The sequence below is a fragment of the Streptomyces xylophagus genome, from assembly GCF_000716435.1.
GTDB classification, from domain to species: domain Bacteria; phylum Actinomycetota; class Actinomycetes; order Streptomycetales; family Streptomycetaceae; genus Streptomyces; species Streptomyces xylophagus.
Map to the genome: position 1 here is coordinate 82,653 of NZ_JNWO01000002.1, position 15,763 is coordinate 98,415.

General features: G+C 69.5%; 17 protein-coding genes. 14 read left to right on the forward strand and 3 right to left on the reverse strand.

Annotation, left to right across the window (positions count from 1 at the left end; genetic code table 11):
- Positions 1 to 79: 79 nt before the first annotated feature.
- The 14 genes from OO70_RS03840 (at position 80) to OO70_RS03905 (ending at position 13,252) form a co-directional block, all read left to right on the forward strand.
- Entirely contained in the window at positions 80 to 811 is a 732-nt protein-coding gene (locus OO70_RS03840) for an SDR family oxidoreductase (RefSeq protein WP_043663987.1), read from the forward strand.
- Positions 808 to 2,247 carry an aldehyde dehydrogenase family protein gene (locus OO70_RS03845; protein WP_043663990.1) on the forward strand — a complete coding sequence of 480 codons (1,440 nt, stop codon included), beginning with the start codon at positions 808 to 810 and terminating at the stop codon, positions 2,245 to 2,247. Before OO70_RS03840 ends, OO70_RS03845 begins: the two co-directional genes overlap by 4 nt.
- Positions 2,244 to 3,449: a CaiB/BaiF CoA transferase family protein gene (locus OO70_RS03850; RefSeq protein WP_043663993.1), complete on the forward strand. Its 1,206-nt coding sequence runs from the start codon at positions 2,244 to 2,246 to the stop codon at positions 3,447 to 3,449. Before OO70_RS03845 ends, OO70_RS03850 begins: the two co-directional genes overlap by 4 nt.
- Positions 3,450 to 3,488: 39 nt before the next feature.
- The gene (locus tag OO70_RS03855; RefSeq protein ID WP_043663996.1) at positions 3,489 to 4,856 is read left to right on the forward strand and encodes an ABC transporter substrate-binding protein; all 1,368 of its coding nucleotides are present in this window, start codon (positions 3,489 to 3,491) and stop codon (positions 4,854 to 4,856) included.
- 42 nt (positions 4,857 to 4,898) lie between these two features.
- On the forward strand, positions 4,899 to 5,093 hold the full coding sequence (locus tag OO70_RS03860) for a ferredoxin (RefSeq protein WP_043664000.1): 195 nt from the start codon (positions 4,899 to 4,901) through the stop codon (positions 5,091 to 5,093).
- A gap of 36 nt (positions 5,094 to 5,129) precedes the next feature.
- Positions 5,130 to 6,506: a cytochrome P450 gene (locus tag OO70_RS03865; protein WP_043664003.1), complete on the forward strand. Its 1,377-nt coding sequence runs from the start codon at positions 5,130 to 5,132 to the stop codon at positions 6,504 to 6,506.
- Positions 6,503 to 8,161 carry a thiolase C-terminal domain-containing protein gene (locus tag OO70_RS03870; RefSeq protein ID WP_043664006.1) on the forward strand — a complete coding sequence of 553 codons (1,659 nt, stop codon included), beginning with the start codon at positions 6,503 to 6,505 and terminating at the stop codon, positions 8,159 to 8,161. Before OO70_RS03865 ends, OO70_RS03870 begins: the two co-directional genes overlap by 4 nt.
- A complete protein-coding gene (locus OO70_RS03875) occupies positions 8,158 to 9,090 on the forward strand; it encodes an alpha/beta hydrolase (protein ID WP_043664009.1) in 933 nt (310 codons plus the stop codon). The genes OO70_RS03870 and OO70_RS03875 overlap by 4 nt, the downstream gene beginning before the upstream one ends.
- Positions 9,087 to 9,698, forward strand: a complete 612-nt coding sequence (locus OO70_RS03880; RefSeq protein WP_234336696.1) for a DoxX family protein — start codon at positions 9,087 to 9,089, stop codon at positions 9,696 to 9,698. Before OO70_RS03875 ends, OO70_RS03880 begins: the two co-directional genes overlap by 4 nt.
- Positions 9,698 to 10,549, forward strand: a complete 852-nt coding sequence (locus OO70_RS03885) for an NAD(P)-dependent oxidoreductase (RefSeq protein ID WP_051740608.1) — start codon at positions 9,698 to 9,700, stop codon at positions 10,547 to 10,549. The genes OO70_RS03880 and OO70_RS03885 overlap by 1 nt, the downstream gene beginning before the upstream one ends.
- Positions 10,550 to 10,628: 79 nt before the next feature.
- Positions 10,629 to 11,924: a cytochrome P450 gene (locus OO70_RS03890; protein ID WP_043664013.1), complete on the forward strand. Its 1,296-nt coding sequence runs from the start codon at positions 10,629 to 10,631 to the stop codon at positions 11,922 to 11,924.
- The gene (locus OO70_RS03895; RefSeq protein WP_043664017.1) at positions 11,921 to 12,109 is read left to right on the forward strand and encodes a ferredoxin; all 189 of its coding nucleotides are present in this window, start codon (positions 11,921 to 11,923) and stop codon (positions 12,107 to 12,109) included. The genes OO70_RS03890 and OO70_RS03895 overlap by 4 nt, the downstream gene beginning before the upstream one ends.
- Positions 12,110 to 12,118: 9 nt before the next feature.
- Positions 12,119 to 12,430 carry a DUF1330 domain-containing protein gene (locus OO70_RS03900; RefSeq protein ID WP_043664021.1) on the forward strand — a complete coding sequence of 104 codons (312 nt, stop codon included), beginning with the start codon at positions 12,119 to 12,121 and terminating at the stop codon, positions 12,428 to 12,430.
- 249 nt (positions 12,431 to 12,679) lie between these two features.
- Positions 12,680 to 13,252, forward strand: coding sequence for a TetR/AcrR family transcriptional regulator (locus OO70_RS03905; RefSeq protein WP_051740610.1), 573 nt, complete (start codon positions 12,680 to 12,682; stop codon positions 13,250 to 13,252).
- Here OO70_RS03905 and OO70_RS03910 read toward each other — a convergent pair.
- Genes OO70_RS03910 through OO70_RS03920 form a run of 3 tightly spaced genes read right to left on the reverse strand, consistent with a single transcriptional unit; the run spans position 13,218 to position 15,736 of the window.
- The gene (locus OO70_RS03910; protein ID WP_234336697.1) at positions 13,218 to 14,015 is read right to left on the reverse strand and encodes an alpha/beta hydrolase fold domain-containing protein; all 798 of its coding nucleotides are present in this window, start codon (positions 14,013 to 14,015) and stop codon (positions 13,218 to 13,220) included. The genes OO70_RS03905 and OO70_RS03910 overlap by 35 nt on opposite strands.
- Entirely contained in the window at positions 14,008 to 14,727 is a 720-nt protein-coding gene (locus OO70_RS03915; RefSeq protein WP_043664029.1) for an enoyl-CoA hydratase/isomerase family protein, read from the reverse strand. Before OO70_RS03915 ends, OO70_RS03910 begins: the two co-directional genes overlap by 8 nt.
- Positions 14,728 to 14,731: 4 nt before the next feature.
- Positions 14,732 to 15,736, reverse strand: coding sequence for a ferredoxin--NADP reductase (locus OO70_RS03920; RefSeq protein ID WP_043664031.1), 1,005 nt, complete (start codon positions 15,734 to 15,736; stop codon positions 14,732 to 14,734).
- Positions 15,737 to 15,763 lie beyond the last annotated feature (27 nt).

Here is a 15,763-nt window from a genome sequence, read left to right on the forward strand (position 1 = left end):
GGATGGTTGATTCGCGTATAAGGAGAATGTAGTTTCCGCTTCATTGGAGCAAGCCGCCCATCCATGCGAGGAGAACAGGATGCGGTTCCAGGACAAGGTGGCGATCGTCACCGGAGCGGGACAGGGAATCGGCGAGGACTACGCCCGGGCGCTGGCCGCCGAGGGAGCACGGGTCGTGGTCGCCGACATCAACGAGGAGCAGGGACAGCGGGTCGCCAAGGAACTCGACTCCGCGCTCTTCGTCAAGGTCGACGTCGGAGACCCCGCCTCGGCCGACGCGCTGGCCGCCGCCACCGTCGCGGAGTTCGGCCGCATCGACTACCTGATCAACAACGCCGCGATCTACCACAGCATGCGGCGCGAGGGCCTCACCACCGTCGACCTCGACTACCTCAACCGCTTCATCCAGGTGAACCTGATGGGCGCCCTGTACGTCACCCGGGCCGTCGTCCCGCACCTGACCGAGGGCAGCGCGATCGTCAACCAGTCGTCCGCCGCCGCCTACATGGCCAGCGGCTACTACGGCCTGGCCAAGATCGGCATCAACCACCTCACCGCGTCCCTCGCCGCCGAACTCGGCGGCCGGGGCATCCGCGTCAACGGCATCGCCCCCGGCCCCACCGACACCGAGGCCACGGCCACCGTCGTACCGGTCGAGTTCCAGGAGCGGATGACCCAGGCCCTGGCCCTCAAACGGATGGGCACGCCCGGCGACCTGACCCCCACCGTGCTGTTCCTGCTGTCCGACGACGCCGGCTGGCTCACCGGCCAGACCATCAGCGTGGACGGCGGACAGGTGGTGCGGCTGTGACCCGCCTGCTCATCAACGGCCAACTCGTCGACGCGGAGCGGACGTTCCCGTCCCTCAACCCCGCGACCGGCGAGGTCTACGGCCACGCGCCCGACGCCACCACCGCCCAGGCCGAAGCGGCCGTAGCGGCGGCCCGGACAGCCTTCGACACCACCGCCTGGTCCACGGACGTACAACTGCGCATCCGCTGTCTCGACCAGCTGCACCAGGCCCTCACCGACCACGTCGAGGAGCTGCGCGAGCTGACCATCGCCGAGGTCGGCGCGCCCCGCATGCTCACCTACGGCCCCCAACTCGACGACCCCGTCAAGCTGGTGCGCTACTACGCGGACCTGCTCCGCAAGTACCCGCTGACCGAGGAGCTCGGCGAGTCCGAGAGTCGCGGCCAGCGTCACCGGCGCTGGGTGGAGAAGGAGGCTGCCGGGGTCGTCGCGGCGATCATCGCCTACAACTACCCGAACCAGTTGGCCCTGGCCAAGCTCGCCCCCGCGCTCGCGGCCGGCTGCACGGTCGTTCTCAAGGGCGCGCCCGACACCCCGCTGACCACCCTGTTCCTCGGTCAACTCATCGCCGAACACACGGACATACCGCCCGGCGTGGTCAACGTCCTGACGTCCTCCGGTGCCGACGTCGGCGAGGCGCTCACCACGCACCCCGACGTCGACATGATCACCTTCACCGGTTCGACGGCGACCGGTCGCCGAATCATGGAGGCCGCGAGCCGTACGGTGAAGAAGGTCTTCCTGGAGCTCGGCGGCAAGTCCGCCATGATCGTCCTCGACGACGCGGACTTCGCGACGGCCGCGATGTTCGCGGCCGGCACCATCTGCTCCCACTCCGGGCAGGGCTGCGCGCTCACCTCCCGGCTGCTCGTGCCCAGGGAGCACCACGACGAGATCGTCGCCATGGTGGCGGCGGGCCTCGGCCGTATCCCGCTCGGCGACCCCGCCGACCCCAAGACCTTCGCGGGCCCGCTCATCAGCGAGCGCCAGCGCGAGAAGGTCGACGGCATGGTCGAGAGGGCCGTAGCGGCAGGTGCGAACCTCGTTACCGGTGGCGAGAAGATCGATCCCGGCTTCTTCTACAGGCCGACGCTGCTCAGCAACGTCGATCCGGACAGCGAGATCGCGCAGGACGAGGTCTTCGGCCCGGTGCTCGTGGTGATTCCGTACGACGACGATGACGACGCCGTCCGGATCGCCAACAACTCCATCTTCGGCCTCTCCGGCGGCATCCAGAGCGCCGACGACGAGCGGGCCATCGCCCTCGCCCGCCGGATCCGCACCGGCACCTTCAGCATCAACGGCGGCAACTACTTCGCGGCGGACGTCCCGTTCGGCGGCTACAAGCAGTCGGGCATCGGCCGGGAGAGCGGCGTGGCCGGGCTCGAGGAGTTCCTGGAGTACAAGGCGTTCGCGGTCGTGGTCCGGTCATGATGCCGCTCGAGGGCATCCGCGTTCTCGAAGTCGCCATGTACGGCTTCGTGCCCTCGGCGGGAGCCGTCCTCTCCGACTGGGGAGCGGACGTCATCAAGGTCGAGCACGCCGTTACCGGCGACCCGCAGCGCGGTCTGCGGCAGACCGGCACGATGCGCGTCGAGGGCGACCCCAACCCCAACGTCGAGCACGCCAACCGCGGCAAGCGCAGCCTCGGCCTCGACATCTCCCGCCCCGAGGGCAAGGAGGTGCTCTACGACCTCGCCCGCCGCGCGGACGTGTTCCTGACCAGCTTCCTGCCCGGCCACCGGGAGCGGTTCGGCATCGACGTGGACGACATCCGTGCCGTCAATCCGCAGATCGTCTACGCCCGGGGCAGCGCCTTCGGACCGCGCGGACCGGAAGCGGGCAAGGGCGGCTACGACATGACGGCGTTCTGGGCTCGCGCCGGCACCGCCGCGAGCATCACCCCCCAAGGCACCGACGGCATCATCAACCCGCCCGCACCGGCCTACGGCGACACCATCTCCGGCACCAACCTCGCCGGCGGCATCGCGGCCGCGCTCCTGAAACGCGAACGCACCGGCGAACCGTCGGTCGTGGACGTCTCGTTGCTCGGCAGCGGACTGTGGGCGATGGGCCACGCCACCGCGCTCTCCCTGCACCTCGGCAAGCCCTGGATCCCGCCGCCCGTCGGCACCCACGGCTCGCCGACCAACCCCCTGTCCGGGCTGTACGAGACCTCCGACGGCCACCATCTGGCGTTCGTCATGATGCAGCCCGGCAAGTTCTGGGCCGATGTGTGCCGGCACATCGACCGCCCCGAACTCGCCGACGACGCCCGCTTCGACACGGCCGAGAACCTCGCGACCAACACGGCGGAGGCCGTCAAGATCCTGCGCGAGGTCATCGCCACCCGCACCCTCGCGGAGTGGAGCAGGCGCTTCACCACCCTGGCCGGGCCGTGGGCCCCGGTACAGGACTCCCTGCAAGTGGGCGACGACCCGCAGATCAGAGCGAACGAGTACCTCCTGCAGGCAGGAGAGCTCGAACTGGTCGCCAGCCCCGTGCAGTTCGACGTGCACGCCCCACAACTCGGGCCCGCACCCGAGTTCGCCGCCCAGACCGAGGAGATCCTCCTCGAACTGGGCCTGGACTGGGACCGCATCATCGCGCTCAAGGCGGCGGGCGCGGTCACCTGATCACCCGACAGCGGGACTCATTCTCAACGAGGAGAACCGATGAGACGCTTGCTCATCCCCGCGCTCGTCCTGGCCCTCGCGGCCGCGGCCGGATGCTCCGGCCGTACCAAGTCCGCGGAAACCAGCAGCCCTTCGACCACCGGAGCCGCCGACACGGCCACCGCTGACTTCGGCACGCTGAAGTCGGTGTGCGGCAAGGGGACGGCCAAGACCGTCACCAGTCAGGGCGTCACCGGCTCCGAGATCAAGGTCGGCGTCTTCAGCGACGTCGGCTTCACCAAGAACCCGGAGTTCGAGAACGCGGCGAAGGTCTTCACCTCCTGGTGCAACGCCGCCGGCGGCATCAACGGACGCAAGATCACACCCGTGACGCACGACGCCCAACTCATGCAGGTCAACCAGCAGATGATCGAGGCCTGCCGCACCGACTTCTTCGAGGTCGGCGGCGGCGCCGCCCTCGACGGCCTGGGCGTCAAGACCCGGCTGAAGTGCCTGCTCCCCGAGTTCCCGGCGCAGGTCACCTCCGAGGTCGGCGCCGACCTCCAGGTGATGACCCAGGGCGCCTCGTCCGGATACGCGCCCTACACCGGCTACTACTCCTGGCTGCTCAAGGAGGCGTACCCGTCGTCGGCGAGCGGCGTCGGCATCATCGCCGGAGACGTGCCCGTCACCAAGGGCATCGGCGCCCAGGACAAGGAAGTCCTGACCTCGTTGGGCGGCAAGGTCAACTACTTCGACCTCTACCCCGCGCAGGGTGTCTCCGACTGGACGCCGTACGCCCAGTCCATCAAGACGAAGAAGGTCAAGGGCCTCGTCTTCCTGGGGGACTTCACCCAGTTGGCGAAGCTGGAGCAGGCGCTCACCAACATCGACTACAAGCTCGACTGGGTCGACGCCAACAACAACGCCTACGGCCCCGCGTTCCTCAAGCTGGCCGACACCGCGTTGAGCTCTCAGACCAACTTCGCGAGCATCGACGGGACTTACCCGCTGGAGAAGGCGGACGCCAACCCGGCGACCAAGGAGATGGTCGCCCTGTTCAAGAAGTACGCGCCCGACGCGCAGATCACCCTGCCCGCCGTGCACGCCTTCTCCGCCTGGCTGCTGTTCGCCACCTCGGCCCGTGACTGCGCGGAACTGACCCGCAGTTGTGTCCTGGCGAACGCCGAGAAGCAGACCGAGTGGACCGGGGGAGGGCTCCAGGCCCCGGTGAACCTGTCCTCGCCCGACGAGCCCGTGAAGTGCTTCAACGTCGAGAAGGCCACCACCAGCGGCTGGGTCCCCGCCGACTTCAAGCCGACCGACGGCGCCTACCGCTGCGACGCGCCCGTCTACAAGTACAAGGGCAACTACGGCAAGCCGCCGACACTCGCCGACGTCGGCAAGTCGCTGTCCGACCTCAAGTAGGCACCCCGGTAACCCCGTTCACCACGGCAGGAAGGAAGGACCGTGAAGGTACGAGTCGACCCGGAGCGCTGTCAGGGCCACACGCTCTGCGCGATGCGCGCTCCGGACACCTTCGAACTCAGCGAGATCGACGGGCACTCCTCGGTCGTCCAGGAAGAAGTCCCCGCCGACCAGGAGTCGGACGTCCGCGAGGCCGTCCTGTCCTGTCCGGAGCGGGCGATCTCCGTCATCTCCTGACCCCCACCTCATCCACCGAGCAGGAGAGGACTCCGCATGACCACGGAAGACGCGGCCGTCGACGACGACGGTGGCCGTAAGCACCCCCAGGTGCACTTCGACCGGCACACACCCGACTACCGCGACCGGTTCGAGGACATCACCCACGAGCTGCACGGGCAGTGCCCGATCGCCTGGACGGAGACCCACGGCGGCCACTGGGTCGCCAGCGGCAACCGTGAGGTCTTCGAACTCGCGAGGTCCGCCGAGTTCCTCTCCAACGACCATGACGTGAAAGGGGAGCGGCGCGGCTACAAGGGCATCTCCATCCCCCCTCCGCCGCGCGCCAGCGAGGCCCAGGGCGGCTTCCTGGAGATGGACCCGCCGGACCAGCGCTACTACCGGCAGACCCTCAACCCGTATCTGTCGCCGGCGGCGATCCAGCGCTGGATCCCGTTCGTCGACGAGGTCGTGCGGGCGAGCATCGACGAGAAGATCGAGTCGGGGCACATCGACTTCGTCGACGACCTCGCCAACATCGTTCCGGCCGTGCTCACCCTGGCGATGATGGGCATCCCGATCGAGCGCTGGACCATCTACAACGAACCCGCCCACGCCTCCGTCTACACACCCCCCAACTCACCCGACCGGGAAAGGGTGTTGGACCTCAGCCGCAAGATGGGCATGGACCTCATGGGCCAGCTCATGGAGATCCGCAAAGTACCCCGCCCGGGCCTGGTGGACGCCCTGGTCCGCGCCGACCTCAACGGCCGCACCCCGGACGACGGCGAACTCCTGGGCGTACTCGCCCTGTTGATCGGCGGCGGCTTCGACACCACCACGGCCCTCACCGCCCACGCCCTCGAATGGCTCTCGCAGAACCCGGAGGATCGCGACCGGCTCAGCCGCGACCGGAAGACCCTGCTGGACTCCGCGACCGAGGAGTTCCTGCGCTTCTACACCCCGGCCCCCGGCGACGGACGTACCTTCTCCGCCGACTGCGAGATCGCCGGCACCGAGTTCAAGGAGGGCGAACGCCTCTGGCTCTCCTGGGCGATGGCCAACCGCGACCCGTCGGTCTTCCCCGACCCCGACACGATCGACATGGAACGCAAGGGCAACCGGCACAGCAGCTTCGGCCTCGGCATCCACCGCTGCATCGGCTCCAACGTGGCCCGCACGGTGTTCAAGCGGATGGTGACGGCCGTACTCGACCGCATGCCCGACTACCGGTGCGACGCCGAAGGCGCTGTGCACTACGAGACCATCGGTGTCATCCAGGGCATGCGCCACCTCCCGGCGACCTTCACCCCGGGCAAGCGGCTCGGCGCCGGACTCGACGAGACCCTCGCCGAACTGCAGAAGGTCTGCGACGAGCAGCGCCTCGCCGAACCCGTCACCGTCCGCAAGTCCACGGCACGGATCGGCACATGACGGATCATCAGCGTCCCGGCCCGGTGGTCACAGAAGAGAACGAGTTCTTCTGGACCTCCGGCGCGGACGGCCGGCTGCGGGTGGCGGAGTGCGGGTCCTGCGCGGCCCTCGTCCATCCGCCGCAGCCGGTCTGCCGGTACTGCCACGGGCACGACATCGGCGTCCGGGCCGTCTCCGGCCACGCGACGCTGATCGGCTTCACCGTCAACCACCGCTTCGCCCTGCCCGGCCTGCCCGCGCCCTACATCGTGGCCCAGGTCGCCCTGGAGGAGGACCCCAGGGTCCGGCTCACCACCAACGCCGTCCAATGCACGCCGGACGAACTGGAGTTGGGCATGCGGATGGAGGTCGTCTTCGAACAGGTCGAGGACGCCTGGCTGCCCCTGTTCCGCCCGGCACGCGAACGCCCGGCGACGGACCCCCTGCCGCTCGCCGAGGTCGAGACCCACCAACTCGCCCGGCGCGTACGGCCGATGGTGACCACGGAGAAGTTCGAGGACAAGGTCGCGATCACCGGCATCGGCATGTCGGAGATCGGCCGCCGCCTGATGGTCCCGCCGGTGTCGCTGACCGTCCATGCCTGCGAACGCGCGATCGCCGACGCCGGCCTCACCGCCGACGACATCGACGGCCTCGCCACCTACCCCGGCGCCGGCCCCTACGGCGGCTTCGGCGAAGGCGGAATCACCGCACTGGAGTCCGCCCTCGGCCTCGAACCGACCTGGTACAACGGCGGCGGAGAGACCTTCGGCCCCGGCGGCTCCCTCATCTCCGCGATGCTCGCCGTCGCGGGCGGCCTGGCCCGCCATGTCCTGTGCTTCCGCACGGTCTGGGAGGCGTCGTACGGCGAACTCGTGCGCCGGGGCCGGATCGCCCAGGACCCACCGCGAAAGATGGACGGTTGGATGAAGCCGTTCGGAGCGATCTCGGCCGCCCACACCCTCGCCCAGAACGCCCAACGCCACTTCCACCGCTACGGCACCACCCGCGAGAGTCTCGGCTGGATCGCGCTCAACCAGCGGGCCAACGCGGCACTCAACCCCACGGCGGTCTACCGAGACCCGCTCACCATGGACGACTATCTCAACGCCCGCCCCATCACTACCCCGTTCGGCCTCTACGACTGCGACGTCCCCTGCGACGGAGCGGTCGCCGTGATCGTGTCGGCGGTGGACGCGGCCCGGGACCTCGCCCAACCCCCCGTCCTCGTCGAGGCGGTCGGCACCCAGATCCTGGAACGGCTCGAATGGGACCAGAGCACCCTCACCCACGAACCCCAAGTGCTCGGCCAGTCCGCCCACTTGTGGTCCCGTACCGCGCTGCGCCCCGAAGACGTCGACGTGGCCGAGCTGTACGACGGCTTCACCTTCAACTGTCTTTCCTGGCTGGAGGGGTTGGGGTTCTGCGGCATCGGCGAGGCCAAGGACTTCCTGGACGGAGGCAAGAACATCGCACGGGACGGCGTACTGCCACTGAACACCCACGGCGGACAGCTCTCCCACGGACGCACTCACGGCATGGGACTGGTCCACGAGGCCATCACCCAACTGCGCGGCGCGGCCGGGGCGCGGCAGATACCCGGCGCGCGAGTGGCGGTCGCGAGCAGCGGCGGTCTCACCCCCAGCGGCGTGATTCTCTTCCGGGCGGACGGATGAACTCCCGCACCGCGAACGTCGTTTCACGCGTCGTCGACGTCGACGGCATCCCCATGTCGGCGTTGCTCAGCGAGGTGCCCGACCCGCGCGCCGTCGTCGTCGCGCTGCACGGGGGAGCGGTCACGTCGAGCTACTTCGACTATCCGGACCAGCCCCGCCTGTCCCTCCTGCGCACGGCGGCGGCACTGGACTTCACCGTCGTCGCCATCGACCGTCCGGGATACGGCAGTTCGGCTCCGTACAGCGAGGGCATGGCTTCCCCCGCACGTCGTGTCGACCTCGCCTACGGAGTCGTGGACCGGCTGCTCGCCTCACGTCCGCGCGGAGCGGGACTGTTCCTGTGGGCGCACTCGATCGGCTGCGCCCTGGGCGTGCACATGGCGGGTGACGAACGCCGGAACGACCTTCTCGGCCTGGAGATCGCCGGTACCGGACGCCACCACGCTCCCGACGCTGTCGAGATTCTCGACTTCCGGCGACGTGACCCGGCCGTGCCGAGACGGTCCGGCCCCGGCCTGCGCGACCTGCTGTGGGAGCCGGCTCGTCTGTACCCGGACGAGGTCATCGGCGCGCCCCGGATCCAGTCCCCGGGGCCGCCGTACGAGGCGACCGTCGCTCGGCGCTGGCCACTGGAGTTCGCCGAAGTCGCCGCCCGCGTGAGGATTCCCGTCCACTACACGCTCGGCGACCACGAACGCGTGTGGAGCTCCGGGCCCGAGGCCATGGCCGACATCGCGAGCCTGTTCACCGACTCCCCGAGAGTCGTCACCGAGGAACAGGCCGACAGCGGCCACAACTTGAGCATCGGGCGCACCGCGACCGGATACCACCTGAAGATCCTCTCCTTCGTCGAGGAGTGCGTTCTCGGACACGAGAACGGCGGGTACGACAACGACGGGATCGACCGTCTGCCGAGGAGGGCCGGATGAGTGACGCCGATGTCGCGGTACTGCTGCTGGTACGCGTGGTCGTAGGGCTGATCATGATCATGCACGGGGTCAATCACTGGCGCGGCGGTGGCCGCATCGAGGGCACCGCCCGCTGGTTCACCGGACTCGGCCTGAGACAGGGCGTGTTGCAGGCCTGGATGAGCGTGTTCACCGAGGTCGGCGCGGGCGTCCTGCTGATCCTCGGCCTCCTCACCCCGCTCGCCTGCGCGGCCGTGATCTCGGTGATGCTGGTCGCGGGACTGCTCGCCCACCGGCCCAACGGGTTCTTCGTCTTCAAGGACGGCTACGAGTACGTCCTCACGCTCGCCGTCGTCGCCCTGGCGCTCGCGGTACTGGGTCCCGGCCGCTGGTCCGTCGACAACGCCGCCGGCATCGACCTCACCGGCTGGACCGGCGGCGGAATCGCGCTGGGCGCGGCCGTGGTGGCGACCGGGGGACTGCTGGGCACGTTCTGGCGACCGGAGCCGCAGAGCGACGCGGAGACGGAGGCCGAGCCTGAGGGCGCAGCCGACCCGGAGTCCGACGCGGCGCTGCCCCGGCCGGAGTCCGAGAACACCCCCGAGTCGGTCGATCAGGAGGCCCGCTGATGCGCGTCGGATTCATCGGGCTGGGCAGTCAGGGCGCACCCATGGCGCGCCGGATCGTCGAGGCGGGCTTCGTCACGACGCTCTGGGCGCGTCGCCCGGCGGCGCTCGCCGCGTTCGCGGACACGCCGGCGCGGCGGGCCGCGTCTCCCGTCGAACTGGCCGCCGCCAGCGACCTGGTGTGCGTCTGTGTCGTCGACGACGCCGATGTCGAGCAGGTCGTCACGGGTTCGCAGGGTGTGCTGACCGGGCTGCGCCGGGGCGGGGTGATCGCCGTGCACAGCACCGTCCACCCCGACACCTGCCGACGGCTCGCCGAGCGCGCCCGGGCGCACGGCGTGTCGGTGGTCGACGCACCCGTCAGCGGCGGCGGAAAGGCGGCCGCCGAGGGCCGGCTGCTGGTGATGGCGGGCGGCGAGTCCGGCACCGTCGCCTATTGCCGCAAGGTGTTCGAGACGTTCGGCGATCCCGTCGTCCACATGGGCGCGCTCGGATCGGGACAGATCGCCAAACTCCTCAACAACCTTTTGTTCACTGCCAACTTGGCCACCGCAGCTGACACACTCGCTCTGGCACCGGGGTTCGGCATCGACCGTGGTGCCCTCGCCGAAGTCGTGCTGCACGGCAGCGGATCGAGCTTCGCGCTCGACCGGGTGAAGGCCGCGGGCGGCACGCTGGACCGCCTCGCGGAGCGCGCCGGACCGCTGCTGCGCAAGGACGTCAGGCTGCTGGCCGACCTCGCCGAATCGGCGGGCGCCGCGACCGGCACCGTGCTGGTGGCGGCCGACGCGGCCCTCGACCACATGGGCCAAGGGCGCCTTACGGCCTCCGCAAATCCCACTCCACGAAAGTGAAAACGACCTTCTCGTCACAGGAGAAGATTGATATCGTCGCTCGTCGTCAGACTGGTGACGGAAGGGAACCGTACACACCGTGAAGGACTTCGAGGCGATCGACTTCTTCCAGGACGACGAGGTCGTCGCGGACCCCTATCCCTATTTGGAGGCCTTGCGCGGGAAGTGCCCGGTGCTGCGCGAGAGCCACCACGACGTGACGATGGTGACGGGATACGACGAGGCGATACAGGTCCTCAACGACGCCGACACCTTCTCGTCCTGTATCTCGGTCACCGGGCCGTTCCCCGGGTTCCCGGTCCCGCTCGAAGGGGACGTCGACGTCAGCGCGCTGATCGAGCAGTACCGCGACCAGCTCCCGTTCAGCGACCAGCTGCCGACGCTCGACGCGCCGCTGCACACGGACCACCGCGGACTGCTGATGCGGCTGATCACCCCGCGCCGCCTCAAGGAGAACGAGGCGTCGATGTGGCACCTCGCCGACGCCCAGCTCGACGCGTATCTCGCGGCCGGCGAGGGCGACTTCATCAGCGGCTTCGCCGGGCCCTTCACCCTGCGGGTCATCGCCGATCTCCTCGGCGTGCCCGACGAGGACCGCAACACGTTCGTCGAGGGCCTCGAACACCAGCCGCGGGGCGGCATCGGGAGCACCGACGGCGAGGTCACGCACTCGCCGCTGGAGTACCTGTACGCGCAGTTCTCGGCCTACGTCGAGGAGCGCCGCCGCGAACCCCGCGAGGATGTCATCACCGGCCTCGCCACCGCGAAGTTCCCCGACGGCTCGACCCCCGATGTCGCCGACGTGGCCCGCGTCGCCACCAATCTCTTCGCGGCCGGCCAGGAGACCACCGTCCGGTTGCTGAGCAACGCCCTCCTGCTGATCGCCGAAGACCCCGATCTGCAGCACCTGTTGCGGACCGAGCGCGACCGCATCCCGAACTTCATCGAAGAGGTGCTGCGCACGGAGAGCCCGATCAAGGGTGACTTCCGGCTGTCCCGCGTACCCTCCACGGTCGGTGGCGTCGACATCCCCGCCGGCACCACCCTCATGGTCCTCAACGGCGCGGCGAACCGGGACCCGCGCCACTTCGAGGACCCCGAGACCTTCGACCCGGCCCGCGCCAACGCCCGGCACCACCTCGCCTTCGGCCGCGGTCCCCACACCTGCCCCGGCGCCCCGCTGGCCCGCGCCGAGGGCAGGGTGGGCATCGAGCGCATGCTCGACCGTACGACGGACATCAGGATCTCGGAGAGCGTGCACGGCCCTGCCGACGCACGGAACTTCCGTTACCTGCCGACGTACATCCTGCGCGGACTCACCCATCTCAACCTGGAGTTCACGCTCGCCGAGGAATCCGAGGAGCCCGCCCGATGAAAGCCGTCGTCGACACGGACCGTTGCCGGGGTCACGGGATCTGCTGGTCGATCTGCCCCGAGGTGTTCGACCTGACCGACGACGGCTATGCCGAGGTGCTGACCCCCGAGGTCCCCGCCGAGTACGAGGACCAGGTCCGCACGGCCGTCGGTAGCTGCCCCGAGCGTGCGATCACGCTGAACTGAGGAGAACGGATGCCCAAGGGGTACGTCATCCTGACCGAGTCCATCAAGGACCCGGCCGGGATGGACGCCTACAGCCGGGCGGCCGGCCCGTCGATGGCCCAGGGCGGAGCCTCCGTCCTCGCCGTGGACGGTCGGCCGCAACTCCTCGAGGGCGAGTGGCACGGCGACCGTACCGTCGTCCTCGAATTCGCTTCGGTGGAAGCGGCGAGAGCCTGGTACGAGTCGGAGGCGTACGAACGCGCGAAGCCGCTGCGGCAGGCCGCGGCCGACACCAACGTCGTGATCGTCTCCGGTTTCGAGCCGCCGTCCGGGGGTGCGTGAGCCGAACCGTACGGCGGGCTGCCGCCAGGCCCGGGCCCCAGTGTCCGGGCCTGGCGGCAGCCCGTTCCGCATGCCGCACATCGCCGACGGCACCATCGGACCCGTGCACCCACCACACCCTCCCGACCGGGACGACGTCTCCGGCACCGCTGGACGGTCAATGGTTTCGTGATGGCCGGAAGACTCGCCCGATCGCGACGGCAACCGTAATGTCACGTGGGTGTTGCCGTGGTGGAAAAGGGGTGCTCAATGACGACGACCCGACACGAGGAGATCCTTGTCGCCGCGCTGGCGGTGTTCGCCGAGCGGGGCTACAAGAAGGCCTCCATCGACGCCGTGGCCGAGCGCGCCGGCCTGACCAGACAGGGCGTACTGCACTACTTCCCGAGCAAGAAGCGGCTTCTCCTCGCCCTCGTCCAGCTCCGCGAGGACCTCGCCCGCGAACACCTCGCCGCCCTCCACACGGACGCCGGCGAGGACCTGCCCGGACTGCTCGCCGAGGTCATCACCTACGACCACAAGAACCCCGGTCTCGCCCAGATCCACAGCGTTCTCGTGGCCGAGGGCGTCACCGGCAGCGACGAGGCACAGCGGTTCTGCCACGACTACTACCGGACTATCCAGGACCAGACCGTCGAGCACCTCACCGCGCTCTACGGCGACCGCGTCCCCAGCGGCCTGACCCCCCGAGCCGCCGCCACCGCCGTGGTGGCGATGCTCGAAGGGGTCCAGCAGCAGTGGATGCTCGACGAGGAGCAGACCGACTACCCCGAGATCATCCGCGACGTCATGGGCGTGCTGCTCGGGCCCACGCCTGTATGAAATCGGCCATCGCCGTCACGCTCTCCGGATGCAGACTCACCGCGTCCGGCCGTACCCGAAGATCCACCGTGACACCGGAGTGGGCCGCGCGGGCGGCGAACGACAGGGAGTCGTCCAGCAGCGGATCGGTACCGGCGACCAGGAGTTGGATCGGCGGCAGCCCGTGCAGGTTGGCGTGCAGCGGGCTCAGCAGCGGGTTGGTCCGGTCGGCGCCGCCCGCGAACCGGGCCGCGTGCAACCGGAGTTCGTCGATGTCGAAGCCCGGATCGGCCGCCGCGTTGAACAGCAGACTCGGCGCGTCCAAGGTCAGATCGAGCAGCGCCGAACTCAACACCGCGCAGTCCGGCTGCTGCGCCCCCATGTCCCGCAGCCGCACCAGCAGCGAGGCCGCGAGCCCGGCCCCCAACCGCTCACCCGCCAATGCGACCGGACCACGGGCCTGGCACGAGCTGTACACGGCATGCACGTCGTCCAACGCCCCCGGGAACGACGACCGGTAGCGCGGGCACACCACAACAGCCCCCGTCCGCAGCGCGAGCCGCTCGGCCAGGTCCACCGCCGACTCCGGCGAACCCGACAACTGCCGGTCCCCGTGCAGATACAGGATCACGAGATCGGTCGCGTCCGGCGGCCGTACGATCTGCCCGACCGGGCTCGACTCGACCCGCACCCGCCCGTCGCCGGCTGCCGCACGATCCGTGTCCGCTCGTACGTCGGCCAGGTCGGCGCCCGCCCCGGTCGCCCCAACTCGTGTGTCACCCACGGGACATCACCCTCTCCGCTGCCTGCCAGTGCTCGTCGGACACCCAGAGGCGGGCGAAGGCGCGGGCCGCCTCCTCCTCCGGGACGGCTCCGCTCATCACGCGTTTGATCTCCCGCGCCGGATTGGTCGCGAGGGATCTGGCCAGGGTGCGCCAGCCCTCGGCGAAGTCGGCGCGGGGCAGCACCAGTTCGAGCAGTCCGACGCGCTGGGCCTCGGCCGCGTCGAGCACGGTCCCGGCACCGGCGAGCATCAACGCCCGCCCCTTGCCCACGAGTTGGGCGAGCCGCTCGGCGCCGCCCCACGCGGGCATGATGGCCAGCGCGACTTGGTTGAAGCCGATCCTGATGTCGTCGGCGGCGACCCGGATGTCGGCGGCCACCGCGACCTCGGCGCCGCCGCCGAACGCGTGCCCGTTCAACGCGGCGATCACCGGTCCGGGGAAGGCCGCGATGCGATCGCAGATCCCCCTCATCCGCAGGGCCATGGCCATCGCGTCCTCCTCGGTGCGGATCGCACTCAGCTGTTTCAGATCCCCGCCCGAGACGAACGCCCGGTCGCCGGCGCCCGTGATGACCAGCGCCTTGGCGCCCGCGGCCGCGTCGAGCACCTTGTCCAGTTCGTCCATCGTGGTCGGGGCGATGGCGTTGCGGGCCTGCGGGCGGTCGATGGTGACGACCGCCAGACCCTCGTCGAGTTCGAGATCTACGTCCATGGCCTCAGTCCTCGTATTCGACAGTGACGTGCGGCGTGGTCGGCTCGCCCTGGCAGGTCAGGACCCAGCCCTCGGCGACCTCGTCCTCGTCGAGCGCGTTGTTGACGCGCATCTTGGCCTCGCCCTCGGTGACTTGGGCGATACAGGTGGCGCAGTTGCCCGCCTCGCAGGAGAACGGCGGGGCCAGACCTCCCCGACGCGCGCTCTCCAGAAACGTCTCGCCGGAGCGCTGCGCGAGCGTGTGCCGCTTGCCGGAGAGCACGAGTGTGACGGTGCCCTCCTGTTCGGGAGCGTCCGCCGGTGGTGGATCGGCGGCCTGCGCGAACCGCTCGACGAAGATCCGCTCCGGGGCGACTCCATGGGCGAGAAGCGCGTTCTCCACCAACTCCATGAAGGGCGCGGGTCCGCAGAGGTAGAAATCCGCGTCGGCGTCGCCACCCGCGAACTCCCGTATCTGGTCGGCGGTGACGAACCCCAGCCGGTCGTCGAGGTGGTGCCGGACCTCGAACCGGTCCGGATAGCGCTCGGCCAACTCGCCCAGCGCGGCGGCGAAGATGACGGAGCCGGCGTCCCGGTCGGCGGCCAGCACCCGCACCGGACGCCCGGTGCCGGCCAGCGCCGACTTGGCGAGCGACAGGATCGGGGTGATCCCACTGCCCCCGCAGAACGCCACCACCGGAGCGGCGACTTCGCGGGCCTCGCCACCCTCTCTCAGACAGAACACCCCTGCGGGGAGCGTGGTTTCGACGACATCGCCGGGTGCCAGGTGGTCGTGCATCCAGTTGGACACCAGGCCCCCCGGAACCCGCTTCACCGTCGTCATCAACTCGGCGTCCGTCTCCGGCGAACTGGACATGGAGTAACTGCGCAGCGTGCCACAGGCCTTGATCGTCACGAACTGGCCCGCCCGGTACGGGAAGGGCGCGTCGAGTACGTACGTCCGTGTGTCGGGCGTCTCCTGGATGATCCGTGTGATCCGCACCGGGTGGAACCCGTGGTCTCGTCCCATGTATGGAATTTACCTTCTCGCTCTGAG

Bases quoted from the DNA above. Each gene is read 5' to 3' on its own strand.
- OO70_RS03900 (WP_043664021.1), top strand. From the start codon at position 12,119: ATGCCCAAGGGGTACGTCATCCTGACCGAGTCCATCAAGGACCCGGCC.
- OO70_RS03895 (WP_043664017.1), top strand. From the start codon at position 11,921: ATGAAAGCCGTCGTCGACACGGACCGTTGCCGGGGTCACGGGATCTGC.
- OO70_RS03880 (WP_234336696.1), top strand. From the start codon at position 9,087: ATGAGTGACGCCGATGTCGCGGTACTGCTGCTGGTACGCGTGGTCGTA.
- OO70_RS03840 (WP_043663987.1), top strand. From the start codon at position 80: ATGCGGTTCCAGGACAAGGTGGCGATCGTCACCGGAGCGGGACAGGGA.
- OO70_RS03865 (WP_043664003.1), top strand. From the start codon at position 5,130: ATGACCACGGAAGACGCGGCCGTCGACGACGACGGTGGCCGTAAGCAC.
- OO70_RS03920 (WP_043664031.1), bottom strand. From the start codon at position 15,736: ATGGGACGAGACCACGGGTTCCACCCGGTGCGGATCACACGGATCATC.
- OO70_RS03875 (WP_043664009.1), top strand. From the start codon at position 8,158: ATGAACTCCCGCACCGCGAACGTCGTTTCACGCGTCGTCGACGTCGAC.
- OO70_RS03850 (WP_043663993.1), top strand. From the start codon at position 2,244: ATGATGCCGCTCGAGGGCATCCGCGTTCTCGAAGTCGCCATGTACGGC.
- OO70_RS03855 (WP_043663996.1), top strand. From the start codon at position 3,489: ATGAGACGCTTGCTCATCCCCGCGCTCGTCCTGGCCCTCGCGGCCGCG.
- OO70_RS03915 (WP_043664029.1), bottom strand. From the start codon at position 14,727: ATGGACGTAGATCTCGAACTCGACGAGGGTCTGGCGGTCGTCACCATC.
- OO70_RS03885 (WP_051740608.1), top strand. From the start codon at position 9,698: ATGCGCGTCGGATTCATCGGGCTGGGCAGTCAGGGCGCACCCATGGCG.
- OO70_RS03905 (WP_051740610.1), top strand. From the start codon at position 12,680: ATGACGACGACCCGACACGAGGAGATCCTTGTCGCCGCGCTGGCGGTG.
- OO70_RS03870 (WP_043664006.1), top strand. From the start codon at position 6,503: ATGACGGATCATCAGCGTCCCGGCCCGGTGGTCACAGAAGAGAACGAG.